Origin of the sequence: Providencia sp. PROV129 (genome assembly GCF_028482245.1) — a bacterium.
Taxonomy (GTDB): Bacteria; Pseudomonadota; Gammaproteobacteria; order Enterobacterales; family Enterobacteriaceae; genus Providencia; species Providencia vermicola.
In genome coordinates this window covers 29,222-56,178 of sequence record NZ_JAMPQD010000023.1, presented here as the reverse complement: position 1 = coordinate 56,178, position 26,957 = coordinate 29,222, and the positions used below count along the sequence as shown (strand labels likewise).

The window sequence follows — 26,957 nt, the reverse complement described above, 5'->3', positions numbered from 1 at the left end:
CAATGACTTGGTCTGATTTCAAATCTCACTATCTCATCGGTTTTTGGAAACCTTTGCCCGCAGTGATTGCCGCAGGTATTTTATCAACCTACTACTTTGGCTTAACGGGTACATTTTGGGCCGTTACGGGTGAGTTCACTCGCTGGGGTGGACACATTATGCAACTCTTTGGCGCTCATCCAGAAACGTGGGGTTATTTCAAAGTCATTGGCTTTGAAGGATCACCACTTGATCGTATCGATGGTGTCATGATTATTGGTATGTTTGCGGGGTGTTTTGCCGCAGCGCTTTGGGCCAATAATATTAAATTACGAATGCCACAGCATCGTATTCGCATTTTCCAAGCTATTCTTGGTGGTATTATTGCTGGATTTGGTGCGCGTTTAGCGATGGGATGTAATTTGGCAGCATTCTTTACTGGGATCCCTCAGTTTTCTCTACACGCATGGTATTTTGCTGTTGCGACTGCGGCAGGGTCATATTTTGGCGCTAAGTTTACATTGATGCCGATGTTTAGGATCCCAGTCAAACTGAAAAAAGTCAGTGCGGCATCACCATTAACGCAAAATCATGATGTGGCGAAACGACGTTTTAAGTTAGGGATGATTATTTTTACCTTAGCATTGGCGTGGGGTTTTTATACCTTGCTTGACTCTCCAGTGATGGGTTTTGCTATCCTTTGTGGAATTGGCTTCGGCTTATTAATTGAACGAGCTCAAATTTGTTTTACTTCTGCTTTTCGTGATTTATGGATCACTGGTCGAACCCATATGGCTAAAGCCATTATTATTGGGATGGCTGTCAGTGCGATTGGTATCTTTAGCTATGTTCAATTGGGGGCTACACCTAAAATTTTATGGGCAGGCCCAAATGCAGTGATTGGCGGCTTACTATTTGGTTTTGGTATTGTCCTAGCGGGTGGCTGTGAAACAGGTTGGATGTACCGAGCAGTGGAAGGCCAGGTTCACTATTGGTGGGTTGGTTTTGGTAATATTATTGGTGCCACTATCCTCGCTTATTATTGGGATGATTTAGGCCCTTGGTTAGCGACCGATTTTGACAAAGTGAATTTATTAGAGACCTTTGGGCCACAAGGTGGTCTGTTGGTGACGTATGCATTATTGGCAGTGGCTTTTGTGCTGATGTTAGTCTGGGAGAAGCACTTTTTCCGTAAGCGTACACAAAAATCACAGCAAACATCAGCGGAGGCAATATGAGTAAGAAAGAAATTATCCCTGATTATCGTTTAGATATGGTCGGGGAACCTTGCCCATACCCTGCAGTCGCAACATTAGAAGCGATGCCATCACTAAAAAGTGGCGAAATATTAGAAGTGGTAAGCGATTGCCCACAATCCATTAATAATATTCCGTTAGATGCAAAAAACTACGGCTATACGGTTTTGGATATCCAGCAAGATGGGCCGACGATACGTTATCTTATCCAAAAATAACGGATACCCGAGATACCCGTCATACTTTGCGCCGCAGCGTTGTTGACTGCACTCACAGGCTCTAGTCGCATACTTTAGTATGCTCCTAGAGCCTATTCGATTGTCGCCTAGCTGCAACACAAATTATTTAGGGTATCTTGGCGGTATGATAGGCCATATCAATCGTTGATTGACGAGATGAATTCTTGCCGCCGCGTTGTTGACTGCACTCACAGGCTCTAGTCACATACTTTAGTATGCTCCTAGAGCTTGTTCGGTGGTCGCCTAGCTGCAACACAAATTATTTAGGGTATCTTGGCGGTATGATAGGCCATATCATTCGTTGATTGACGAGATGAATTTTTGCCGCCGCGTTGTTGACTGCGCTCACAGGCTCTAGTCACATACTTTAGTATGCTCCTAGAGCCTATTCGATTGTCGCCTAGCTGCAACACAAATTATTTAGGGTATCTTGGCGGTATGATAGGCCATATCAATCGTTGATTGACGAGATGAATTCTTGCCGCCGCGTTGTTGACTGCACTCACAGGCTCTAGTCACATACTTTAGTATGCTCCTAGAGCTTGTTCGGTGGTCGCCTAGCTGCAACACAAATTATTTAGGGTATCTTGGCGGTATGATAGGCCATATCATTCATTGATTGACGAGATGAATTCTTGCCGCCGCGTATCCTCACTCGCCGTCTTGCCACCTCATGACTATTTAGAGCAATGCAGTGATTATCATGATGCAATGCATTCATATTTTAAATTAGTGGTGGTTATTCGTCCTGCCAGCTAGCAATATCTAACACCAGCTCACATTCATCATCGATGTATCCGCCAGTTGGAATAAACCCCAGTTTTTTATAAAACTCAAATGGGCTTTCTTCCCCTTCACCACAGCTATTATAAAGGCGTGGATAACCTTTCTTTTTTAGATAACGTATTACTTGGATTAATGCTTCGCGACCAAAGCCTAATTTTTGGTAAGGCTCCGCTATCATGAAGCGCCAGAGCATGATGCCATCATATTCGAGCTCGTCATCATCTAAACCAGAGTGCAGCATGATAAATCCAACGGGGGTATCATCCGCATAAATCCCTCTGTACCAGGCACAGTCTGAAAACTGTGCCTCAACCATTGAGTAAGCATTATCAGCAACCATATTACGTTGTGCTTCACTCAGTGTGTGGCTAAGTAGGCAAATTTCTGAGAAATTGTCCGCAGTGATTTTTTGTAAGGTAACTAATGAATTTTCATCCACTTCAGGTTCGATAAGCTCTTTCATGACTATTCCTTCGATAGAATATTGACCATAATTCCAATAATGGAGGCTGATATTTATTATTTTTATTTAACAAATTTGAAACTAAAGTAAATTTGTTACAGGATTGTAATTTAATCAACCAGAGATTTCACAACCAGTCAATGACTTAATTGTGGCTATGCAAGCGGAGTCTAAAAAGAAATGGCAACTTACTTTTTAGTGCGTTGCCATCGTGAGATAAGAAAGAAAATTTAAGAAGGGTTAGTGTTCTGCTTCACCGCCCAGAACATCAACCAAGCGAGCGATTAAGGCGCTCAGTTCGCTTGTCATTAGAACATAATCCGCATCAAATTTTTGTGCGTAATCTTCTTTGCCGATGTCGTCATTTTGGTCTTTCAATGTATCACTGAATTTAAGTCTTTTTAGCGAACCATCATCAGATAACATAAATTGAATGCGCTCTTCCCAATCTAAAGCGAGCTTCGTGACGAGTTTACCTGCCTCGATATGTGTCGCAATTTCATCAGAGATCAGATCTTGCTTCTTACAGCGAATAATTCCGCCTTCTTCTAAGATAGCTTTTAGCTCAGCTTCATCCATCACAGCAAAGCCTTGAGGGAGTGAGCCTGAACGGATCCATTCGGTGAGTGTGAGTTCAATTGGGTCTTTAAATGTAAGAGGAACAACAGGAAGAGAGCCTAAACTTTTACGTAATAAGGCTAAGTTATCTTCAGCGCGTTTCGCACTTGCTGCATCGACAATAATGAGTTGATTGACGGTATCAATCCAAATATAGGTTTTGCTAAATTTACTGAATGCGCGAGGTAGTAAGGTGTGAACGACTTCGTCTTTTAAGGCATCTTTTTCAGTTTTTTTGAGTTTTCGGCCTTGGTCTGCTTCGAGTTTCTCTATTTTGTCCTGTACTTCTTGTTTAATGACAGGAGATGGCAGCATTTTTTCTTCTTTTTTAGCACAAATCAGAATTTGGTTACCTGCAGCGTGGGTTAAGGCATCTGCACCATTCATCGGCGCGACCCAACCTGTTTGCATCATGTCTTGGCTGCCGCAAGGGTGATAGGCAAGTGCGGCAAGTTGTTTTTCCAGATCGTCTGCAGAGAGTGCCAAATCTCGATTCAGGCGATAGACCAATATATTCTTGAACCACATGAAAAACCTACCTTTGTTGATAAATAGCCAGTTAGAGCAAAGGCCTATGATAACGAATTGTCGGTTATTAAGCGAAAAAAATATATTTGGCCTAAGGTCCTATTAAGGAAGTTAAGCAATCCCTCAGTTTTTATCTCTTATACTTGAAAAAAGCATCCTAGACAGGTCATGATGGTGAAGATAAACAAGAAAATCAAAGAGAGCTGCGCAATGAGAATAGGAATTGACCTAGGTGGCACGAAAATTGAAGTGATTGCATTAGATGATGATGGTGAAACCTTATTTCGTAAGCGTGTTTCAACACCAAAAGGCGACTATCCTGCAACACTCAGCGCTATTGTCGGTTTGGTAAATGATGCGGAAACGGCAACTGGGCAAACAGGAAGTGTGGGAGTTGGAATTCCAGGCACCTTATCTCCTGTGACTGGAAAAGTGAAAAATGCCAATTCAACATGGCTGAATGGCCAGTTTTTTGATGCCGATTTAGGAAAATTATTAGGGCGTGAAGTTAAAGTCGCGAATGATGCGAATTGTTTAGCGGTATCCGAAGCAGTTGATGGCGCAGGTGCGGGGGCAAAAGTGGTCTTTGCCGTGATCATTGGGACGGGGTGTGGCGCAGGTATTGCACTTGATGGGCAACTACACTCAGGCGGCAATGGCGTAGCAGGGGAATGGGGACACAATCCATTACCCTGGCAAGATGATAGCGACAGGCAGTTCTTATCAAATGAAAACTGCTATTGTGGCTTAACAGGCTGCACAGAGTTGTTTGTCTCTGGGACAGGCTTTATGGCCGATTATGCTAAATTATCGGGTGAGGCAAAAATAGGTTTAGACATTGTTAAGTTAGCCCAAGAAGGGGATAAATTTGCTAAAATTGCGATGGATAATTATTTGAATCGACTAGCAAAAGCATTAGGGCAGGCGATCAATATGCTTGACCCTGATGTCATTGTGTTAGGGGGAGGAATGAGTAACGTAGATAGCCTCTATGAAGAGCTACCCACACGCATTCGCTCATGGGTATTTGGGCGTGAGTGTGATACACCCATTCGTAAAGCGGTGCATGGCGATTCGAGCGGGGTACGCGGCGCGGCTTGGCTATTTTCGTCCTAATTTACGTTGTGGCGGTGTTAGCTGCACTCGGCTACTCAGGTCACATACTTGTGTATGCTCCCTGAGCTAGCCTCCTTTGCCGCCTAGCCACACCGAAAATTAGTTAGAAAATAATAGGGTTCTCTATTTGTCCTAATTTACGTTGTGGCGGTGTCAGTTGTACTCGGCTACTCATTTTTTCATCATACTTCAAGCTGTGACTACGTTGGCTTCATTCAGCCACCCTAGTCACATACTTGTGTATGCTCCTAGGGATGTCTTCATTTTGCCGCCTTGCCACAACTCGCATTATTTAGAAAAAGCGTGGATGTGATGAAAATTAACAAGAAATAGAGTGTTAGTTTTCATGTTTAAATAATCATCTTTTATTGCTTAAATTAAATTTATATTAATTAAAAATTAAATAATACGTATATTTATAAAACATAAAATTTAAGTTAAATAAGTTTCTCAATACTAAGTGATATCAATCACAATTCTTTTTTTCCTACGAAAATTATTCACAAAACACTAAAAAAATAATTTCAGTTATTTGGCGTGAATTTGTCATGAATAATTCATTTTTGTGACAGATATAAAAATCAGGCTCGATAAAAAGATGAAAACCGTGATTTAGTCACAAAAAATGGTTACTGTTTGCAGTGTATTATCATTAAAAATTGACGTTATGCACATTGTGTAAAATTTTAATGCCATTTTGTTGGTTATTTGCTCAATGGCATAAGGTGTGTATACGGATTCGAGAGGCAATTTTCTCTCAATAAAGGCAACTAAGGGGATCAAATGAATAAAGTATTGAAGCTCTCAACACTTGCTATGTTAGTCGCATTTAATGCGAACGCGGCAACGGTTGATTTACGTGTTATGGAAACATCAGACGTTCACAGTAACCTTGTAGACTTCGACTATTATAAAGATAAACCAACAGAACAATTTGGTTATGTTCGTACTGCGACTTTAATTAAAGCGGCAAAACAAGAAGCTACAAACGCTGTACTCGTGGATAACGGAGACTTAATCCAAGGTAGCCCACTGGCTGACTATATCGTTGGTGAAGGCCTAAAAGATGGCGAATCTCACCCTGCGCACAAACTACTGAATACAATGGGTTACACCGTCGGTAACTTTGGTAACCATGAGTTCAACTTTGGATTAGATTTCTTGCATAAAGCCATTGAGGGGGCAAAATTCCCATATATCAATGCCAATATTATTGATGCAAAAACAGGTAAAAACTACTTCAACCCATACATTATTGTTGATACGCCAGTTAAAGATAGAGACGGGAAAACGCATACCATTAAAGTGGGTTACATCGGTTTTGTTCCACCTCAAATTCTTATTTGGGATAAACCAAACTTAGAAGGCAAAGTTTTAGTTAATGACATTACTGAAACGGCGAAAAAATTTGTGCCTCAAATGAAAAAAGAAGGCGCTGATTTAGTTGTTGCTATTCCTCACTCAGGTTTCTCTCAAGAGCCTTACAAGGCAATGGCTGAAAACTCCGTGTATTATCTCAGTGAAGTCCCAGGAATTGACGCCATTATGTTTGGTCACTCACATGGTGTGTTCCCAAGTAAAGACTTTAGCGATATCAAAGGTGTCGACATTGCAAAAGGAACTGTCAATGGTGTTCCAGCTGTTATGCCAGGTCAATGGGGGGATCATTTAGGGGTTGTCGACTTAGTGGTTAGCAATGACGATGGTGCATGGAAAGTGGTTGATGCAACAGCACATGCTCGCCCTGTTTATGACAAACCAAATAAAAAAGCCCTTGTTGAACGTGATGGCGACCTTGCGAAAATTATCGAAAAAGAGCACGAAGATACCCGTAAGTTTGTCGGTAAACATATTGGTAAAGCGTCTGAAAACATGTACAGCTTCTTAGCGTTGGTGCAAAGTGACCCAACGGTACAAATTGTCAATGATGCGCAAATCGATTACACCAAAAATTTCATTCAGGGTGACCCTGATCTGGCCGATTTACCCGTGTTAGCAGCAGCCGCACCGTTTAAAGCGGGTGGTCGTAAGAATTCACCAACTGAATTTATTGAAGTCGAAAAAGGTGATTTAACGTTCCGTAATGCAGCGGATCTTTACCTGTATCCAAACACGTTAGTTGTGGTTAAAGCAACGGGGGCGGATGTAGTTGAATGGCTAGAATGTTCTGCGGGTATGTATAACCAAATCGACCCACAATCAACGGCGCCACAAAGCTTGCTGAACTGGAACGGTTTCAGAACGTATAACTTCGACACAATAAGTGGCGTGGATTATCAAATCGACCTGACCCAGCCTGCGAAATATGATGTTGATTGCCAAACCGTGAATAAAGATGCTAACCGAATCAAAAACGTCACTTACCAAGGTAAACCGATTGATCCAAAAGCAACTTTCTTAGTGGCAACCAACAACTATCGTGGCTACGGTGGTAAATTCGCAGGTACAGGTGATAGTAATATTGCATTTGCTTCTCCAGATGAAAACCGTTCAATTTTAGCCGCGTATATTGCTAAAGTGTCTAAAGAAAAAGGTGAAATTTCAACGAAAGCGGCAAACAACTGGTCATTTACACCAATTAAGACAGACAAAAAACTGGATGTTCGCTTTGAAACTGCACCAAGTGAAAAAGCGGCTAACTTTATTAAAGAAAATGCACAGTATCCAATGAAAAAAGTGGGTACTGATGACATTGGTTTCGCTATCTACCAAGTGGATCTAACGGCTAAGTAAGCGTTTTAATTAACGTTATAGTGAGCCTGCCCTATTGGGTGGGCTTTTTTATATTAATAAAATAAGAAAAATGGGGTAGGAAGATATTTTGATGGTAAATAAATAACGCTCGGCGCATTTTACTGACAACTATCGAAACACGTCGAGCGGTTATTGATTTTTGACACCTAATAAATTATTCATAAAACACATTCAACATAGGTAGTTTACTGAACTTATCGTATTCGACTTTAACATACTCAGATTCTATTTTTTTGCCATTTTTTAAAGAGCCTGTCATTGAAATGTCTTTTCCTTTTCGGTAGCACACAACATTGACACGTTCTTGGTCATTCGCATTTATAGCACATTGTGGTTCATACACAGAACCAGTGAATGTGATTGTCCCTCCTGATGAGTTATTACTAGCATAGGTGAAAGAACAACTTGAAATGATTATAGCAACTACAGATGTGAGTAAAGATAAACGTTTCATAGTCCACCCCCTAAATAACACTGAGAACAGTGTTTTTTTGCCTTCACTTTTAGTGTAGTTCAATTATTAGTAATGCAAACTAAATTTTCTAAATATATTTGGATTTTAGTATTGGAGCGATTTAGTTCATTGATAAACATCAAAATTTATTTGATTCTTATATCATGCGATTGATCGTTAATCATTGTTTTTTTTGAATTAATAGCAAAGAAGGGTAGTGTGAAATTATCTTTTTATTTAAGTTAAATTTTATTGGTAAATATGTTTTTTGAATTTATTGTTCCATTAAATAAATTTTAAATATAAAAGTAATTTGGTGTTCTATTTTCTTTATTAAGGTAATCGTTAGTGATGATTTATTTTGTGGGGGATTTAATAAATGGTGAAAATAAAATGCCCTTATAAATAGTTTTATAAGGGCATTTATTTTAAAATCTTACTGTTTCATTTTATTTGAAAACTTTGAAACGTACATCGTCATCCATAAAGGCTTTATCACCTGCTGGCGCATTAATCGAACCAAATACCATTTGAGCACGTAAGACCCAATTAGCAGGTGTGTTCCACGTTTTTTGTACATCATTATCCACTAATGGATTGTAGTGTTGTAATGATGCGCCGATATTTTCTTGAGACAACGCAGTCCACACAGCGAATTGTGCAATACCACTTGCTTGCTCTGACCAAATTGGGAAGTTATCTGCATATAAAGGGAATTGCTCTTGCAAACCTTTTACAATGTCTTGGTCTTCAAAAAACAGGATAGAACCTGCTCCCGCTGCAAAACTATCAATTTTTTGTTCGGTAGCGGCAAAAGCTTGATCTGGCACAATTTTACGCAGAGCTTCTTTGGTCATATTCCATAATTTCTTATGTTCAGCGCCAAACAGAATGACCACACGCGAAGTTTGTGAATTAAACGACGATGGTGAATGCTTTACAGCTTCTTTAATTAATTTTGTTACGTGTTCTTCAGATACAGGTAAAGCATCGCCGAGGTTATAAATAGTACGACGATTTTTAATCATTTCGATAAATGCGTTAGACATTTTAGTCTCCTAGATCTTCATTAGCGCACGGCATTTTATAGAATCTATCTTAGAAGCCGCAGTTCGTTTCAATAGTAACTACTATAACGGGGGAAAGTTAAAATCATAGAAAAAAAATTTAACCGTAAGGTTCAAAATTTTAGGCTAAGATTTATTTTTATAAATAAGTAATAAATTCAATATATTAAATTTATTTTTTTGCAGTATTTAGTTTTTGATAAGTTAAAATAGGACATTGGGCATCAAATGGGTAGAAAAAAATTGAGGATATTAAAGGGGGAAAGATGTATCAAGATAAAGGGTCTAGCGGGGGCGTAATCCCGCTAGACAAAAATGATAACTAGTTTTACTTAATTGAGTTCACTGACATCTTTGGTAATTTCAATTTTAGTTCCACCAAAGTTATCAATGATATATTTTCTGACAGCTTCAGTGTGGTACAACTGTGCTAATTTAGCAAATTTAGGGTCATCTTTATTATCCGATTTTACGACTAATAAATTAATATTGTTCTTGATAGTGTCATCATTTTGTTCTCTAAATAAAGAATCTTTTAACACATTAAGTCCACCTTCTTGTGCTGCAGTATTACCGATAATGGCAATATCGACATCAGGCAAAGCTCTTGGGCCATGTGCATATTTTATTTGTCTAAATACCAAATTTTTTGGGTTTGCAATAATATCATTAGTCGATCCAGTCGCTTGATTAAAATCAGGTTTTAATGTGATTAATTGAGCCTTTTCAAGTAATTTTAGTGCGCGTATATGATTAGCTGCATCATTAGGGATAGCCACAATGGCTTGTTTAGGCAAATCTGCAAGGTTTTTATGTTTTACCGAATAAATGCCCATTGGTTCAAAATAAGTGGTGGAAATCGCGGCCAATTTATTATTATGGTTTTTATTGAAGTCTTTTAAAAAACCCCATGATTGAAATGCATTGACATCAACGTCCCCATCAATTGTTGCCACATTAAGTGTGATCCCATCATCAATGATTTTGACATCAATATCTAAATTTGCTTCTTTCGCACTTGGAGATTGCGCAATAAATTTCCATATATCAGCATCACTTCCATGGCTGCCAATAATAATTTTTTGCGATGTTTGTTCTTGCTGATTTGGCTTATCGGTTGAACTTTCCTCTTGTGAACAAGCGGTTAGCGTAGAAAATGACAAAGCTAATAATAATGCAGATATTTTTTTCATTCGATTATCTCTAATAATTTTTGTTGGTGATATCTAATCAAACAAAAATAGTTTTTTATAAATAATATTTTATTCAGACTCTAAGCTTTTGGTTATATACAGAAAATACACATGAACTCATTCGAAATTGTTATATCGATATAGTTTTAAATTATTTTTAGCAATATTTATTGTGGTATCTAATCAGATATTAAAAATAAACGTGAAAATTCTTCACCATCTAAAAAATAATTTAAAAGGTTGATTAATTATGTCTTTAACACAATTGCCTATTATTGATTTACATGAACTTGATAATCCTGAAACCAGAGATGACTTTTATAAAAAGCTACGTTTTATCGCTCGTGAAATCGGTTTCTTTTATTTAGTTGGTCATAACATTACACCAGAATCTCGTGAGCAGCTCTTAACCACGACAAAACAATTTTTTGCCTTACCAAAGGCAGAAAAAGAAACGATTTCTATGGCGCATTCTCGCCATTTTCGCGGCTACACTGCGTCAACAGAAGAAAGCACTCGAAATCAGCCTGATTACCGTGAACAAATTGATATTGGTGAAGAGTTACCCGCGCTCGAACTGACAGAAAATGACCCAATTTGGTTTAACTTACATGGACCAAACCAATGGCCTCAGGCCTTACCCGAGCTGAAACAGCAAGCGCTGGCATGGCAAAGTGATATGCGTGCCATTGCAGTGAAGCTCATCAAAGCATTTTTGGTTGCTTTAGATCTCCCTGAAAATAGCTTTGAGCACATTATTGCTGAACCTGCCCAGCATTTATTGAAGCTTATACACTATCCCGCGAGAGAAGATAATAACGATGGAGAACAAGGTGTTGGTGCTCATAAAGATGCAGGTATTTTAACCTTATTGTGGCAAGACAACAGTGGCGGCCTACAAGTCGAAACGGATAATGGCTGGATTGATGTCGCGCCATTGGAAAATGCATTTGTTGTAAATATTGGTGAAGTGTTTGAATTAGCAACTAACGGTTATTTACGAGCTAACGTGCACCAAGTTGTGAGAAAGAAAAACAGTGATTCCCGTTATTCCATCGCTTACTTTATTACACCAAGTATTTTTGCTGATGAAGTGCCATTATTAACCTTACCAAGTTATTTAGCACAACAAGCTTTAGGGCCTGATAGCGATCCTCTCAACCCTTTATTTACCAATTTAGGAAAAAATGTGATTAAAGGCCGTTTACGTTCACATTTAGCGGTAACACGCAGATTTTACCCTGCGGAATATGCGCAAATAATAAATAACAGTAATATCCTATAACGAATAGAACAAATTGACATTGATAAAAGAAAATCAGTTGGAGCTAAGTATGTCAGATCAAAGTTACAAAAAAGACTTAAATGGAAGGGCATTATCGCCTGAAACCTTAATGATGAGTTATGGGTATGACCCGCAGCTTTCAGAAGGGTCGATTAAGCCTCCCGTTTTTCTGACGTCAACGTTTGTATTTAAAACGGCTCAGGAAGGAAAAGATTTCTTTAATTTGGTTAGTGGGCGCACACAAGCGCCTAGTCACCAGAAGCAAGGGCTCGTCTATTCACGATTTAATCACCCCAACAGTGAAATTGTTGAGGACCGGTTAGCGTTGTATGAAGGGGCACAAAGTGCCGCTTTATTTTCATCCGGTATGTCAGCGATTACCACTTGTTTGATGGCGGTGTTACAACCTGGAGATGTATTACTGCATTCACAACCACTCTATGGTGGAACAGAAACTTTGTTTCTCAATACGTTAAAGCGGTTTGGTATTACATCAGTGCCTTTTCAAAATGGCTGTGATTTAAACGCTGTTTTAGACGTGGCAAATAGTATTGAGCAAGGCCAAAAGATTGCGGCCATTTATATTGAAACGCCATCAAACCCGCTAAATACAGTGGTTGATATTGAGTTATTGAGCCAAGCAGCGAAACTAATTGGTCAAAAACAAGGTGGAGAAGCCCCACTATTGATTTGTGACAATACGTTATTGGGCCCTGTATTTCAAAAACCTCTCGCATTAGGTGCGGATTTAAGTGTGTACTCACTAACTAAATATGTGGGTGGACATTCGGACCTTGTTGCAGGGGCTGTTGCAGGTAGTCATGAACTGGTGAAAAAAGTCAAAGCGCAACGTAATGCCATCGGAACGCAATTAGACCCGCATTCAAGCTGGATGTTAGGACGTTCTTTGGAAACGCTGCAATTGCGGATGGAGAGGGCAAATAACAGTGCACAAACGCTGGCTGAATTTTTATATCAGCACCCGAAAGTGAGCAAAGTGCATTTCCCTGCATTTTTTCCGAAAGGCAGTGTTGAACACCACGTTTATCAGAAACAATGTAGTGGTGCAGGTTCAACGTTCTCCATTAATGTTGGAAAAGATGAAGCTGATGCGTTCCGTTTTTTAGATAATCTCGCGATTTTTAAACTAGCAGTGAGCTTGGGGGGAACGGAATCATTGGCAAGCCACCCTGCTTCAACAACGCACTCAGGTGTTGCACAAGCAGTACGTGAGAAAATTGGGATTAGTGATAACTTAGTGCGTTTATCTATTGGTATCGAGAATGTAAATGACCTAAAACATGCATTAGAGCAAGCATTAGACGCCATCTAAGCGATTAAATATTATGGAGAGGAATAGGTTTGCTCCTCTCCATTTTCTTGACTAATTTAACCGATATTGAGATGGTAGCTCGCTAAAACCAAGGCCATTGGCTTTTTTCACGTTAATCTGTACTGGAATACGCTCTTTCATCGCTTCTACATGACTAATAACGCCAATCATTTTCCCTGAAGCATTCAGACTTTCAAGAGCATCAAGGGCAATATCTAGTGTTTCGGCATCCAAAGTACCAAATCCTTCATCTAGAAATAGTGACTCTAATTGTGTGCGGTTGCTGACCATGTCTGAAAGTGCCAGTGCTAATGCTAAACTAACAAGAAAGCTTTCCCCCCCAGATAACGTTTTGATATCTCTGACAGAATCAGCCTGCCAGCTATCGATAACTTGTAACTCTAAGTTAGCTTGGTGGCTACGTTGCAATATATAGCGGCCATGGAGCTTATCGAGTTGTTGGTTGGCTAACGTTACCAAACAATCAAGCGTTAGGCCTTGTGCATAGCGGCGGAATTTATCCCCTTCAGCGGAACCAATGAGTGCATTTAAATAACTCCAATCATCGTAACTGAGTTGGCTTTTTTCTATTTCTTGCAGTAAATCTTGTTGCTGGTGGCGTTGTTGTCTATCGGTATCTAAGCGATTAATAATGCGCCCTTGTTGTTGATTATATTGTTTAATTTCCTCATCGAGGGTTGTGATAATGTCGTTTAATTGTGCCTCAGAAAGTGACGAAAAATCTGTGGAACGTTGCTGACTAAGGGCTTCGAGTGCTTGCATGCTTTCTTGATGGCGGGTCTCACTTTGCAATAGCGTTTGGCTGACTCGTTGCTTTAACGCTTCTAACTGTTGTTTTTCTTCAAGGTTTAACAATGCCTCAAGGAAGGTTTGTTGCGTGCTAAATGGGCTTTTTGCCAGTGCATCATTAAATTGCTCTTGCGCTTGTTGATGTTCGAATTTGGCTTTATTGAGTGTCTTGATAATCTCCTGCAAGCGACCATTAAGTGAGGCAATATTTTTATCAACTTCATTTAGCTGTTGACTAAGTTGTTCTTGAGCTAACGAAAGCGCCTCTTGTTGAGTATTCATCTGTTGGATAAATAGAGGTATAGGTAGTCCTGAAAGTTGTGTTTTGCGCTCAGCGTTTTTTTGCTGAAGGACTATATTAGCTTGTTTAAATTGAGTTTCTTCTTTTTCAATTTGCTGATTGAGTTGCTTTAATTGGTCGGATTCAGATTTAAGTGTGGCGCCTGTGACCTCAATTTTTTGGTTTAGAGCCTGCGCGGTGACTTTTTGAGTATTGTAAAACTCACCACGTTGAGTGATATCACTCACCCATTTATCAAAGTTTTCACTTTCTGGTAAGTTCAGATCAAAATGGACTAAAGCTGTTTGAAATTGCTCAGTTTGTTCATTTTTTCGTTGCTGTAATTGAGCTAGTTCTCTCTGCGATTCATCAAATAATTGGGTTTGATATTTTAATCGCTCTTCAATGAGTGAAAGGCCTGCTTGTTGTTGAGTTAAATACGTTTGCTGGTCGTGCTGCAACTGCTTAGCTTGCTGATATTCACGCTCTAATGTCATGAATTCATGGGTGATTTTTTGTTGTTGTGTTAGTTTAGCGGTTAGCTCATTGATAAAGGCACTCACAGCCTGCTCGTTCAGTGCTAATTCAGGTGTAAGTGCTTGCTCACATGTTTTTTTCCAGTTGTGAACCAAGCTATCTAGGTGAGCAGTGGTTTGCTGCAATTGTTGTGCTTGCTCTTTTTGGCGTAGCTGCTGTGTTTCGGATAGCGTGGATAACTTAGTTTGTTGTTGTTTAAGGTGGTCAAGCTGCTCAGTTAAGTGAATGAGTTGCTGTTGTGTTTCGCTCAGGTGAATGGATTCGTATGTTTGTACCGCTGGATGTTGCGTGGAACCACATAGTGGGCACGGTTTTCCTGAAACGAGTTGTTGACGTTCTTGCTCTAAACTGACAATTTTCTGTTCTAATTGGTACTTTTCATTGGTTAGTTTGATGCGAGGTGCCAACTCATTGATTTGAGACTCAGTCAGTTCGCGTTCTTTTTGTGTTTGGCTGCTCTGTTGCTGTAAATCAGCATGTTGCTGATTGTGTTGCTGTAATTGGGCTTGCGCACTCAGGTATTGGGACAGCATTAACGGTAATAATTTGGCATGCTGTAAACGCGTTTGCAGTTGCTCAATCTGTTGATTAACTGCGTAAATATCGTATTTTTCTTGGTCGGCTTTGTATTGTTGTTCTTGTCTTTTAAACGCGAGTGTGTGTTTTTCTAAGGTGGACGTAGTTTGTGTTAATTCTTCTGTGCGTTTTTGTTTATCCACTTGCAGTTGTTCAATTTCGTTTGAGAGTTTCTTTTGTTTCTGTAATAAGGTATTGAGCTGATCACCTAATTCAAAAATAAAACGCCCTTGCTGTTTCCAACTGCCTATTTGCGCGTTGATATCTGCATCTTTTTGTTTTTCATTTAGAAATATGTTCAACTCGTTAAGTTGATGGGTTGCTTGTTGAATCTGGCCTTGTGTCTCATTTATCCACTGTTGTTTTTGTTCAAAAGTTACCTTTTTTTCAGCTATTTGTTGTTTTAATTCGTGTTGTTGCTGCGTTAACTGCAAAATTTGGTTATCGAGAGGGCGAACTGTTTCATCAATCATTTGGTTTTGTTGTTTTACAAAATCAATATGTTTGCGGTGTTCATCCTGAGATTGAATGAGTGTGGCTTGTAGCGGCGTTCGTTCGGCCTGTTGTTTTTCCAGATTGAGTTGTAACTGCTGTTGTTGTTCTGTGTATTCAGTGAGTTGCCTCTGTAGGCTTTCAATATTTTGCCAAAGAGGGCGTAGCGACTCCGCAGGTTCGCCATTCGACAGTTTCTTCAGTTGTGGTTGCGCCGTTTGGTATTCAAGTTGGGCATTTTTTAGTTCATTATCAAGTGATTGTAATCTCACAGTGAGCTGGTTGTGTTGTTGCCACCAATTAAGTTCCTGTTGATGCTGTGCACGCTTTTGCTTTATTTCAGTTTCGTGTTTCAGTAACGTATTTTGCTGTTCTAGCAGCTCTTGGTATTCTGATTCCGTAAGTAAATTAATACTTTGCGCTCTGGCTTTTAAGAGATCTAAATCTGTTTTTGCTTGCTTGTGTTGGTTAAAAATATATTTGGAGATTTGGCTATAAATTTCTGTGCCTGTAATTTCTTCAAGTAGGTCAGCGCGTTCTTTTTCGGAAGCGTTTAAGAAAGCGGCAAAGTCCCCTTGCGATAGCAAGATGGATTTTGTAAAGCGGCCAAAATCTAACCCTGTAATTTTGGTTATTTGGTCGCGAATTTCAGATACCTTAACGGTAATGATTTTGCCATCAGCCACTTGGGCAAGTTCCGCTTTCGGTGGTTGCAAGTTGCCATCTGGTTTATTACCTGCGCGGCGTTGGCTCCAAAATGCGCGATAGGCCGCACCTTTGACTTCAAATTCCACTTCTGCAAGGCAGTCCCCGGTGTGGCGGGTCATCAGTTCGTTTTGGCTTGCGGAAATTGAATCTAATCGTGGTGTCCGATGATATAGCGCTAAGCAGATGGCATCCAATAAGGTGGTTTTCCCCGCACCCGTTGCGCCTGTGATGGCAAATAGCCCCTGGCTGGCAAACGGCTCTTGCGTAAAGTCGATTTTCCATTCACCTTTGAGAGAATTAATATTTTTGAGGCGTAAGCTTAAGATTTTCATATCAATTACCCTTGCTCTTGGCGTAATGCGTCGTAGGATTGTTGGAAAAGTTGGGTTAGACGCTGTTCACGTTCAGGGTCTTCTAGCGTTTCTTCGCTAAGGCGGCGTAAGAAAACCTCTTCTACTGTAAGTTCATTCAGGGTTTCATTGGCCAACGCAAGGTTTTGCCCTTGTTTTTGCTTTCTTGCACGGCGCAGTAACACGACTTCAACGGGAAGGTTTTGTGTGAGTGCTTCGATGCGTTGTTGAATATCCGCGAGATAATCTTGAGAGGCCACCTCAATATCCAACCAAACTGCATTTTCACCTTGGTAATCTTGCCATACGCTAAGTTGTTGTTCTATTTCTTTTAATGAGCCTTTAATCGTCTGTAAGGGCTGAAAAATAGGGATCGCTAACGGGGTGATTTCGGTTAATTCGCTGCCTGTGAATTCAACTAAACAGACACTTTTTTGTTGGGCGATTTCATCAAAACTGAGGGCAATAGGGGATCCGCAATAGCGAATATGTTGTTTTCCACCAATCACTTGAGGGCGATGAATATGGCCAAGAGCAATATAATCCGCAGGGGGGAACGCCCCTGAAGGGAAGGCTTCTAATGTGCCAATATAAATATCACGCACGGAATCGGTTAATTCCGCGCCAATGACAGTTAAATGCCCCGTAGCAATAATTGGAATATCCACGCCGAGCATTGCGCGTTGTTCGAGGGCAAATTGGTAGCTGGCTAGGTAATGGTCATGAATAGCGGTTTGTAGCGAAAGCTGTTTTTCTTCAATACTTTGCCCTGCAACACTCAATTGAATATCCCGAGGGCGTAAAAAAGGAATGGCACACACGAGGCCAATGGGTTGCGATTGTTTATTGTGTAGAGTAATAACATTCGGTTCACTGCCAGAGGTGACCACTTGGGTATTGAGGTAGCTTAATAATGCGCTCGATTCATTCAGAACGGAGACGGAATCGTGGTTACCGCTCAAAATAACCAACTGGCAACCCGTTTTTTGCAAGTCCACAATAAATTTATTATATAACTCGCGGGCATAACTAGGTGGTGACCCTGTATCAAAAATGTCCCCTGCTACGATAACGGCATCAACGTGATGAATTTCGACTTGGTTTACTAACCAATCTAAAAAGTGTTGGTGCTCAGGCGCACGGCTTTTGGTAAAAAAGTATTGGCCAAGATGCCAGTCAGAGGTATGAATAATGCGCATGAGCCATCCGTTCCTGTCTTTGATAAAGGGCATAAATTACTGCTATCCAGTATACCTGATCCTATCAAAACCTCGTGTTTTTCTCGTGTTATGGCGGAATTATTTCACTTAGATGACATTTACCCGCTAATATAAGGAGAAATATTTGATTTGCGAATAGACATTCATAATTCTGTCATAAAAGTGACGCATAATGCGTTCACATTAACAATGTCTTCTTATTTACAGGAACAATCATGGCAAGACGCATTCTAGTGGTTGAAGATGAAGCGCCCATCCGAGAAATGGTTTGTTTTGTATTAGAACAGAATGGTTTTCAGCCAATTGAAGCTGATGATTATGACAGCGCAATTGCACAGTTAGTTGATCCTCTCCCTGATTTGGTTTTATTGGATTGGATGATCCCTGGTGGTTCAGGTCTCCAAGTGATTAAACATATGAAGCGCGATAGCGCGACGCGTGATGTTCCCGTGATGATGTTAACAGCACGCGGGGAAGAAGAAGATCGTGTGAAAGGGCTTGAAGTCGGCGCTGATGATTATTTGATTAAGCCGTTTTCCCCGAAAGAGTTAATTGCTCGCGTTAAAGCTATTCTCCGTCGGATCTCTCCGATGTCGACAGAAGATATCATCGAAATGAATGGGTTAACGTTAGACCCAACCTCCCACCGTGTGACGAGTAATGACACCCCGATTGATATGGGGCCAACGGAATATAAGCTTCTGCATTTCTTTATGACTCACCCTGAGCGTGTATACAGCCGTGAGCAGCTCTTGAATTATGTGTGGGGCGCGAATGTTTACGTCGAAGATAGAACGGTGGATGTGCACATTCGGCGTTTAAGAAAAGCGCTAGAAACTGAAGGTCATGATAAAATGGTGCAAACAGTACGCGGTACGGGTTACCGTTTCTCTGTTCGTTATTAACGACAAACTAGGGAGAGACATGCGTGCTTGAACGCTTATCGATTAAACAGCTGGTTTGGGGGCTGTTTTTATTTATCTTGCCAGCGCTGATTTTGTCCATTTTTATCGGGCATTTGCCTTGGCTGTTGGTGGTTTCGTTACTGGCAGCCTTAGTGTGGCATGCATATAACCTGCTAAAACTATCTTATTGGCTTTGGTTGGATAAAAGTATGTTACCACCCGAGGGGCGAGGAGGATGGGAGCCGATATTTTACGGTATTTACCAGATGCAGCAGCGTAATCGTAAACGTCGCCGCGAATTAGGGCAGTTGATTAAACGTTTTCGTAGTGGCGCTGAATCCTTACCCGACGCCGTTGTGATGATGACCACGGAAGGCAATATTTTTTGGTGTAATCGCCACGCTCAGGCTTTGTTAGGCTTTCGCTGGCCAGAAGATAATGGCCAACATATTTTCAATTTATTGCGCTACCCTGATTTTAGTCGTTATTTTTCAATCAAAAGCTACGACCAAGCATTAACCATTGAGCTGAATAGTGGGGAAATTGTTGAGTTTCGTATCTTGCCTTATACCGAAGGGCAACTACTGATGGTGGCGCGAGATGTCACTGAAAAACGTCGGTTGGAGAAAGCGCGTAGGGATTTTTTTGCTAACGTTAGCCACGAACTACGCACTCCACTTACCGTTATTCAGGGATATCTTGAGGTAATGGATGACCAGGAAGGTATGCCAGCCGTCAATAAAAAAGCGCTGAATGTGATGCAAGAGCAAGCTCATAGAATGGATAATTTGGTTAAACAGCTTTTGCAGTTATCTCGTATCGAAATTGCACCACAAATCAACCTTGATGAGCAGGTAAACATTCCAGTAATCCTCAAAATGATTGAGCAAGAAGCGTTAAGTTTAAGCCAGGGCCGCCAGCAATTTGAGTTTAATATCGATGAATCACTGCGAGTACATGGCAATGAGGAGCAACTGCGCAGTGCTGTGGCGAACTTAGTGTATAACGCTATTAACCATACGCCTGAAGGCACAAAAATTCGTGTGGATTGGCGTAAAACCAGTCTTGGTGCTCAATTTAGTGTGAAGGATAATGGGCCAGGGATCCCGTCAGAGCATCTTCCACGTTTGACAGAGCGTTTTTACCGTGTGGATAAAGCACGTTCACGTCAAGGTGGTGGTGGAACAGGGCTTGGGTTGGCTATTGTGAAACATGCCGTTCAGCACCATAGCAGCCAGCTGGTGGTCACTAGCCAAGTTGGTAAAGGGAGTGAGTTCTCATTTACTTTGCCACCTGTGCTAATCGTTGATGATAAAAAATTGAAAAAATCCTAAATGATCCCACTTTATTAATATAATCAACTTTTTAATAAAGTGGATCCTGTTTGCTTACCTATTAATTAATTTTGTTAATACATTATTTTTTTATATTATCCTGCCAATTAATGATTTTGATATTATATATCCTACCAATTAGTAAAAAAAATGAATGACAAAATGATGAGTTGATTATTTTTCGAGCAAATCATATAACGAGTATTGTGATTTTACTGAAAGGAATCACTGGTTCTGAAAATTAGTTTAGTTATTTCCTCTTGTTTTCGGGTTTGCTATTGCCTTTTTGCCCTATAAAAGTTCTACTTGTTGTCAGTTATTGGCGATTTTTTCTGTTTTTTGATTTTTCGTTTTGTCATAGGCAAGCAGGCATACTTTTTTATATTGTTAACAGTATGTTTATCAGAATTCTATCTCGCTATATATATTTCAAAGGGTTGCTAAGTGCATATCCGTAATTTTTTATTTTCGCTACTAAAAATTAACATAATATGGCTCATCGTTTATCATCAAGAGATATCATCGCATTAGGTTTTATGACCTTTGCGTTATTTGTCGGGGCAGGAAATATTATTTTCCCTCCGATGGTTGGCTTACAGGCAGGGGAACAAGTTTGGACCGCCGCACTTGGCTTTTTAGTCACGGGTGTGGGTCTACCTGTATTAACCGTTATTGCATTGGCGAAAGTTGGGGGCGGAATTGAAGCCCTGAGTTCGCCAGTGGGGAAAACAGCAGGTTTACTGCTAGCGGTAGTCGCTTATTTATCTGTCGGCCCGTTATTTGCCACACCAAGAACTGCAACAGTATCGTATAAAGTCGGGATCGCACCATTATTTGGTGGCGAATCTGATATGTTACTGTTTATCTATAGCGCGGTTTATTTTGTGTTGGTAATTGGTATTTCGCTATATCCAGGGAAACTGCTGGATAGCGTAGGGCACATTTTGGCGCCTGTTAAAATGCTGGCATTGGCTATTTTGGGTGTTGCAGCGGTGATGTGGCCTGCGGGCGATCCAATCCCGTCGACGGTAGACTACCGTGATATGGCTTTTTCAAATGGCTTTATTAACGGTTACCTCACTATGGATACCCTCGGGGCGATGGTGTTTGGGATTGTTATCGTGAATGCGGCGCGTTCAAGGGGTATCGAAAACTCATCATTACTCACTCGCTACACCATGTGGGCAGGCTTAATTGCTGGGGTACTGTTGACGCTGGTGTATTTATCCTTGTTTAAACTGGGTGAAAACAGTGGCTCGCTGATCCCAAATCCAGAAGATGGTGCGGATATCCTACATACTTATGTGCAATACACGTTTGGTGGCTACGGTAGCTTCTTCCTTGCGGTATTGATTTTTGTGGCTTGTATGGTGACTGCGGTTGGCTTGACCTGTGCTTGTGCAGAGTTCTTTAGCCGCTACGTGCCAATTTCTTACCGTAAGCTGGTGTTGATCTTAGGTATTTTCTCTATGGTCATCTCAAACTTAGGTTTGAGTAAATTAATTGCCTTCTCATTACCTGTACTGGTTTCAATTTATCCACCTTGTATTGTCTTGATCTTACTGAGCTTTACATTGAAATGGTGGAAAAATCCAACGGTGGTGATAGCCCCAACGATGCTGGTAAGCTTTGTGGTCGGTTTAATTGGTGCGGTGAAAGCGTCCGAACATTTGAAAGTCTATATCCCAGAGTGGATGACAGCGATGCCATTGTATAAACAAGATTTAGTTTGGGTATTACCTACGCTTGTTGTCTTAGTTGTCGCGATTGTCTGTGACAAAGTGGTGTCACCATCAGTGCAGCATAAGCAAGCTTAATTATCTGAATTATCAAATAAAAGGGAGCCGATTGGCTCCCTTTTTCTTTTTGAGTGTTTTCAAAACTGAAATGTACTTACCAAGTAAATGTAGAGTTTTTTTGTTGGAATTAGTACTCGGTACGAATGAAGTGGTGTGTATGCGCAAGGAGGTGCAGATGAACTACTTAGAGCTTATTGAAACGACAGTATTTAGTCGTGAGCGAAAGTTATTGATGGACGATGATGAGTTTCAATTATTTCAGACATTTTTGTTAGAAAATTATGAATATGGTGACACGATAAGTCGCACTAGCGGATGCAAACATACTGGAATGAAGCAACAAGAGTTTGCTGAGGCGATTGGCTCAAGTGTGGATTTAGTCCGTAGTTGGGAGCAAAAGCGTAGATTCCCATCGGGCATGGCACTTAAAATTTTATTTCTTATTGAAAAAAAACCTAGCATTATCGATGAGTTAAGGAATATTCGGGTTTAACCAAGCCCATGATAGTACAGGGCTTGGTTTTATTACGCTGAATTAATCCACGCCTACCGCACTACCTGCTGGTCGGCGAACATCATTAGAGCCGTAAATAAAGCCTTCGCGGACTTTACCAGAAACGGCGGAGTCATTACCCGATGACTTAGCACTGACGCCAGCACCATCAGGGATAGCAACCATGATTAGCTCAGCGGCGCCCCAAGGTGTTTGCTCAACCATTTTATAGCCCATCTTATCGAGGAGGGCTAAGCTATCTTTCGACACACCGCGCTCTTCGTAATATACCTCATCAGGTAGCCATTGATGGTGAATACGCGGTGCATTGACGGCTTCTTGTGGTGGCATACCGTGGTCAATGATATTCAAAGCAGTTTGCAGGGTGATAGAAATAATTCGTGAGCCTCCCGGTGAGCCAAGCACTAAGAATACTTTGCCGTCTTTGGTGACAATAGTTGGGCTCATTGATGAAAGTGGACGTTTACCCGGCGCGATAGAATTTCGTTCACCTTGTACTAAGCCATAAAGGTTTTTCTCTCCAACTTTTGTGGTGAAATCGTCCATTTCATCATTAAGGAAGAAACCTGTTCCTGGAGGGATAACCACGGAGCCAAATCGACCGTTGATTGTGTAAGTAGTTGAAACGGCATTTCCTTTTTCATCAACAACCGAGTAATGCGTTGTTTCTGGCTTTTCATGAGGCCCCATACCTGGCTGAACTTGTGTTGAAGGTGTCGCTTGGTTTGGCTTGATTTCTTTGCGCAGCTCTTCGGCGTAGGCTTTACTTAACAATTTTTCGGTTGGGTTATCCACAAACTCAGGATCGCCAAGAAACGTATTTCGGTCCATATAGGCGTGGCGCATAGCCTCGGTTAGGGTATGAATATATTCAGCAGAATTAAAGCCCATCTCTTTAAGGTCATAACCCTCTAAAATATTTAAGGTTTGGCAGATAGTAACACCACCAGAGCTTGGCGGTGGCGCAGAAATAAATTGATAGCCTCTATAGGTACAGCTAATTGGTGTTGTGTCCGTGATAGTAAAATCGGCAAAATCTTTCGCGGTGAGTATGCCGCCATTTTTCTTTGACGCCTCCTCGACAGCTTTCGGTATTTCACCTTCATAGAAAGCGGACGGCCCATTTTTGGCAATTTTTTCAAGGGTATTGGCTAAATCGGTTTGTACCAATAAGTCACCAGGCTGGAAAGCACTACCATCAGGTTTTAAGAATATACGCGCAACTTCAGGGTCTTGTTTAAAGCGCTCGGTGGTTGTATCCAGCACATCGGTATCTGCACGGGTTAGGGTGAAGCCTTCTCTGGCAAGCTTAATTGCAGGCTCCATCACTTGTTGGCGGCTCATCGTGCCGTATTTTTCTAATGCGTAATCAAGGCCTTTTACGGTACCTGGCACACCCGAAGCGAGGTAGCCATACAGGCTTGCGTCTTTGATTAACTTACCGTCTTTATCAAGATACATGTCAGCGCTTGCTGCGGCAGGGGCGGTTTCTCTAAAATTAATGAAGAGGTCTTTACCATCAGCCAAGTGAATGGTCATAAAGCCGCCACCGCCAATATTGCCACAACACGGGTTAACAACGGCTTGGGCATAGCCAACTGCCACTGCAGCATCCACAGCGTTTCCGCCTGATTTCAAGATATCTGCGCCAATTTGTGAGGCTAAATGTTGAGATGAAACGACCATGCCTTTTTTGGCTTCAACGGCAGGTTCTGATGCAGCAAAGAGTTGGCTTGAAAATAATAAGGAAAGCAATAATGCAGCAGGGCGTAATGATGTTCTGATCATTCGTATCTCCCAGTTAAGGTAAAGTTTGATGTAACACAAATCAATAATATGAATAATTTGTTAATTATTTGTGTTTTTAATGTATAGCATACAATAGTGCAGAACGTTGAATATTTGAGTTAAGAAGTGTTAACTGGGTAGGGTTATTTATCAATAAGCAGGATTTAAATATGGATAGGAAAAGGGCTCAAAAAGAGCCCATGAAGTATATTATTTCTTATTAAACAATGCCATGTGGACCCAACCATTATTGGTTAAAATGAGAGGGCTTTGCTGTGCACGTTCAGCATGTGTTTGTGCTGATTTAATTTGAGGATAAGCCGCAATCACTTTTTCATTTTTTGCCCATGCAGCAACATCCTCCAGTTTTTGCGTGTAGTTGGCGATAGAAATCTGCTGACCACCGCGCTCAGCTGGCTCAGTAAAATTAGTGACTTCGTTAACGACTAACTTACCCGTGCAGAAACTGCCACGGCCTGAAGATTGGGCTTGCTTCTCGTTATAAAATTTTTGCCCTTCACTGGTCAATGTATATTCGACGCCATCCCCTACTTGCTCTCCACTCCACATATCTTTCACGGTGACTTGTTTTTCGCTTTTTGCCAGTAAACCTGCATTCACTAAAGTATCCAGTTGTTCAATATTACGGTAGCTGAATTTGGTGATAAAGCCTGCTGGCATAGGATCTACATTGATACAAATCGCTTTCTTAGTATCGAGGTAATCTTGGATAGACTTTTTGAAGTTACTTTCTGATGCGGTTTGGCTGCTATCACATCCTGCAAGTAATGCACTGATGAGGGCGATTGAGGTGATGAGTTTTAATTTCATTTTCCGATACCTAGCTTTGTTATTTATTTGTAATTAAATGATTCTAATTGTAACAGTAATATAAATAAGGAAAGGTTTATAGTCAGAGATAAATGATAAGGAAGATTTTGGGGTTGTTTGAGATGTTTCTTAGGACGAGCTTATGAAAAGAAAAAGCGGGCAGTGCCCGCTTTCGAAAAACTAAATCGATTGATTACAGTTTTGCAGAGTTTTTGGTCAGGTAGTCAGCAACGCCTTTTGGAGAAGCATTCATACCTTCTTTTCCTTTTTCCCACTGAGCTGGGCAAACATCACCGTGCTCTTCGTGGAATTGCAGTGCGTCAACCATACGCAGCATTTCGTCGATGTTACGGCCTAATGGCAGGTCGTTAACCACTTGGTGACGAACAACACCGTTTTTGTCAACGAGGAAAGAACCACGCAGGGCAACGCCTGCTTCTGGGTGTTCAATACCGTAAGCTTTCATGATTTCGCGTTTGATATCAGCAACCATCGGGTATTTAACTTCACCGATACCGCCGTTATCTACTGGGGTTTTACGCCATGCGTTATGAACAAACTCAGAGTCAAAAGAAACACCAACAATTTCAACACCGCGTTTTTTGAATTCTTCATAGCGGTGGTCAAATGCGATCAGCTCTGAAGGACAAACGAAAGTAAAGTCCATTGGCCAGAAGAAGATCACAGCTGGACGGCCGTTCAGGTGGGTTTTCAGGTTGAAGTTTTCAACGATTTCACCGTTACCTAAAACAGCAGCAGCAGTAAAGTCAGGGGCTTGACGTGTTACCAGAACCATAATTTACTCCTATGAGTTTGATTTTTGTCCGAGAGATTTTACAAAAAATTATGTATTTTCGGACATAGACTTCCAAAAGGATAAAAAATTATCTTTTGATAATAAAGACATTTAAACCAATTATTGTGATAGGTTTTAGCTATCAATTGTACTGGTTTAATAAATTAATATCAATAAGATAGTTTTATTCTGCCAAAGTGCAAGCATTAATTTATTCCTTTGCCTGTATTGTGACATCTTGTACAAAAATTTGTTGCAGCGCATTCACCATCATTTGTGGGTAAAATTGAAAGAAAATATTTTCAAGTTCACTATACTGCAATAAAAAATCATCAAATGAACCACTTAGCGCACTCAGTTTAGGCCTTCTTTTCGCCATCCCATTCAGGGATTTACCGATATAGCTTTTGTCTGCGTAGCGAATTAACCATTGCTGCGGCCAGAGATACTCATTTAGCTCCTGAAATTTTTCAGGGGTATGACAAAGCTGAGGTTCGATAATATTTCGACAATAACGCACAAATTCAGGCAATGAAATGGCTGGCTCAATTGTCGACCAATGCAAAGACAAAAAATGATCCCATACTAAATCCAAGGTGATCGGCGCAACACGCCGATATTCCTCACGAAACAGCAATTTGGCTTCTTTGACTAAGGGATGTGTGTCAGTAATTCGATCGACGGCACGGTGCATCATAATGCCAGAGACAATTTCGGACGAGTAAATGCCCGCAGGGTTGCCGCGAACGTAGTCAGCCATTGTATTGCCGAGCAGGGAGCTGTCAGCGAGGTGGGCTAGGTGGAGGTGCGCTAGGTAATTCATTCTCTTATAGTATACCTGATGCCTTTCAAATTATAGCTGTGTTAGCGGCACAAACCGACCCTAGTCACATACTTGTGTATGCTCCTAGGGATCAATTTGCTTGCTGCCTTGCTCTAATTCGAA

The 26,957-nt window shown here is 40.8% G+C and carries 21 protein-coding genes; 10 read left to right on the top strand and 11 right to left on the bottom strand.

Going from position 1 to position 26,957, the window contains the following annotated elements; all coding sequences use genetic code 11:
• Positions 1-2: 2 nt before the first annotated feature.
• A complete protein-coding gene (gene yedE, locus PSF27_RS16950; protein WP_206084790.1) occupies positions 3-1,217 on the top strand; it encodes a selenium metabolism membrane protein YedE/FdhT in 1,215 nt (404 codons plus the stop codon).
• The gene (gene yedF / locus PSF27_RS16945; protein ID WP_206084545.1) at positions 1,214-1,453 is read left to right on the top strand and encodes a sulfurtransferase-like selenium metabolism protein YedF; all 240 of its coding nucleotides are present in this window, start codon (positions 1,214-1,216) and stop codon (positions 1,451-1,453) included. Before yedE ends, yedF begins: the two co-directional genes overlap by 4 nt.
• 760 nt (positions 1,454-2,213) lie before the next feature.
• Here the strand turns inward: yedF and PSF27_RS16940 are convergent.
• Positions 2,214-2,723, bottom strand: coding sequence for a GNAT family N-acetyltransferase (locus PSF27_RS16940; protein WP_206084546.1), 510 nt, complete (start codon positions 2,721-2,723; stop codon positions 2,214-2,216).
• Between the two features lie 240 nt (positions 2,724-2,963).
• Complete coding sequence (gene rdgC / locus PSF27_RS16935; RefSeq protein ID WP_272681906.1) at positions 2,964-3,869, bottom strand: recombination-associated protein RdgC; 906 nt, start codon at positions 3,867-3,869, stop codon at positions 2,964-2,966.
• A gap of 210 nt (positions 3,870-4,079) precedes the next feature.
• Between rdgC and mak the strand changes: the two genes are divergently transcribed.
• Together mak and PSF27_RS16925 are read left to right on the top strand one after the other, a co-directional pair.
• Positions 4,080-4,985 (top strand): fructokinase, encoded by a 906-nt coding sequence (gene mak / locus PSF27_RS16930; RefSeq protein ID WP_272681905.1) that lies wholly within the window; start codon positions 4,080-4,082, stop codon positions 4,983-4,985.
• A 783-nt stretch (positions 4,986-5,768) separates the two neighbouring features.
• Positions 5,769-7,718, top strand: coding sequence for a bifunctional 2',3'-cyclic-nucleotide 2'-phosphodiesterase/3'-nucleotidase (locus PSF27_RS16925; RefSeq protein WP_206084549.1), 1,950 nt, complete (start codon positions 5,769-5,771; stop codon positions 7,716-7,718).
• Between the two features lie 175 nt (positions 7,719-7,893).
• Here PSF27_RS16925 and PSF27_RS16920 read toward each other — a convergent pair whose 3' ends face one another.
• The 3 genes from PSF27_RS16920 to PSF27_RS16910 form a co-directional block, all read right to left on the bottom strand.
• Positions 7,894-8,193: a type 1 fimbrial protein gene (locus PSF27_RS16920; RefSeq protein ID WP_206084550.1), complete on the bottom strand. Its 300-nt coding sequence runs from the start codon at positions 8,191-8,193 to the stop codon at positions 7,894-7,896.
• 449 nt (positions 8,194-8,642) lie between these two features.
• Positions 8,643-9,242 (bottom strand): nitroreductase family protein, encoded by a 600-nt coding sequence (locus tag PSF27_RS16915; protein ID WP_206084551.1) that lies wholly within the window; start codon positions 9,240-9,242, stop codon positions 8,643-8,645.
• 350 nt (positions 9,243-9,592) lie between these two features.
• A complete protein-coding gene (locus tag PSF27_RS16910) occupies positions 9,593-10,453 on the bottom strand; it encodes a MetQ/NlpA family ABC transporter substrate-binding protein (protein WP_272681904.1) in 861 nt (286 codons plus the stop codon).
• Positions 10,454-10,703: 250 nt separating this feature from the next.
• On the opposite strand from PSF27_RS16910, the gene PSF27_RS16905 reads away from it, so the two are divergent.
• Positions 10,704-11,738, top strand: a complete 1,035-nt coding sequence (locus PSF27_RS16905; RefSeq protein ID WP_272538979.1) for an isopenicillin N synthase family dioxygenase — start codon at positions 10,704-10,706, stop codon at positions 11,736-11,738.
• Between the two features lie 49 nt (positions 11,739-11,787).
• Complete coding sequence (locus PSF27_RS16900; protein ID WP_206084554.1) at positions 11,788-13,071, top strand: cystathionine gamma-synthase family protein; 1,284 nt, start codon at positions 11,788-11,790, stop codon at positions 13,069-13,071.
• A gap of 51 nt (positions 13,072-13,122) precedes the next feature.
• On the opposite strand, the gene PSF27_RS16895 is transcribed toward PSF27_RS16900, so the two are convergent.
• The gene (locus PSF27_RS16895) at positions 13,123-16,806 is read right to left on the bottom strand and encodes an AAA family ATPase (RefSeq protein WP_272681903.1); all 3,684 of its coding nucleotides are present in this window, start codon (positions 16,804-16,806) and stop codon (positions 13,123-13,125) included.
• Positions 16,807-16,811: 5 nt separating this feature from the next.
• Entirely contained in the window at positions 16,812-18,023 is a 1,212-nt protein-coding gene (sbcD, locus tag PSF27_RS16890) for an exonuclease subunit SbcD (protein WP_272681902.1), read from the bottom strand.
• A 236-nt stretch (positions 18,024-18,259) separates the two neighbouring features.
• Between sbcD and phoB the strand changes: the two genes are divergently transcribed.
• From phoB to PSF27_RS16870, 4 genes are all read left to right on the top strand, one after another.
• Positions 18,260-18,949 carry a phosphate regulon transcriptional regulator PhoB gene (gene phoB, locus PSF27_RS16885; protein ID WP_206084557.1) on the top strand — a complete coding sequence of 230 codons (690 nt, stop codon included), beginning with the start codon at positions 18,260-18,262 and terminating at the stop codon, positions 18,947-18,949.
• Positions 18,950-18,972: 23 nt separating this feature from the next.
• Positions 18,973-20,283: a phosphate regulon sensor histidine kinase PhoR gene (phoR, locus tag PSF27_RS16880; RefSeq protein ID WP_206084558.1), complete on the top strand. Its 1,311-nt coding sequence runs from the start codon at positions 18,973-18,975 to the stop codon at positions 20,281-20,283.
• 491 nt (positions 20,284-20,774) lie between these two features.
• Positions 20,775-22,100 (top strand): branched-chain amino acid transport system II carrier protein, encoded by a 1,326-nt coding sequence (gene brnQ, locus PSF27_RS16875; RefSeq protein ID WP_206084559.1) that lies wholly within the window; start codon positions 20,775-20,777, stop codon positions 22,098-22,100.
• Between the two features lie 157 nt (positions 22,101-22,257).
• On the top strand, positions 22,258-22,575 hold the full coding sequence (locus PSF27_RS16870; protein ID WP_272681901.1) for a helix-turn-helix domain-containing protein: 318 nt from the start codon (positions 22,258-22,260) through the stop codon (positions 22,573-22,575).
• A gap of 42 nt (positions 22,576-22,617) precedes the next feature.
• On the opposite strand, the gene ggt is transcribed toward PSF27_RS16870, so the two are convergent.
• The 4 genes from ggt to PSF27_RS16850 all read right to left on the bottom strand — a co-directional run bounded on the left by ggt (position 22,618) and on the right by PSF27_RS16850 (position 26,834).
• Positions 22,618-24,384, bottom strand: a complete 1,767-nt coding sequence (ggt, locus tag PSF27_RS16865) for a gamma-glutamyltransferase (protein WP_272681900.1) — start codon at positions 24,382-24,384, stop codon at positions 22,618-22,620.
• 210 nt (positions 24,385-24,594) lie between these two features.
• Positions 24,595-25,215, bottom strand: a complete 621-nt coding sequence (locus PSF27_RS16860) for a hypothetical protein (protein WP_206084562.1) — start codon at positions 25,213-25,215, stop codon at positions 24,595-24,597.
• Positions 25,216-25,408: 193 nt separating this feature from the next.
• Complete coding sequence (locus PSF27_RS16855) at positions 25,409-26,011, bottom strand: peroxiredoxin C (protein WP_219245721.1); 603 nt, start codon at positions 26,009-26,011, stop codon at positions 25,409-25,411.
• Positions 26,012-26,222: 211 nt separating this feature from the next.
• Entirely contained in the window at positions 26,223-26,834 is a 612-nt protein-coding gene (locus PSF27_RS16850; RefSeq protein WP_206084564.1) for an acyl carrier protein phosphodiesterase, read from the bottom strand.
• Positions 26,835-26,957: the final 123 nt, after the last annotated feature.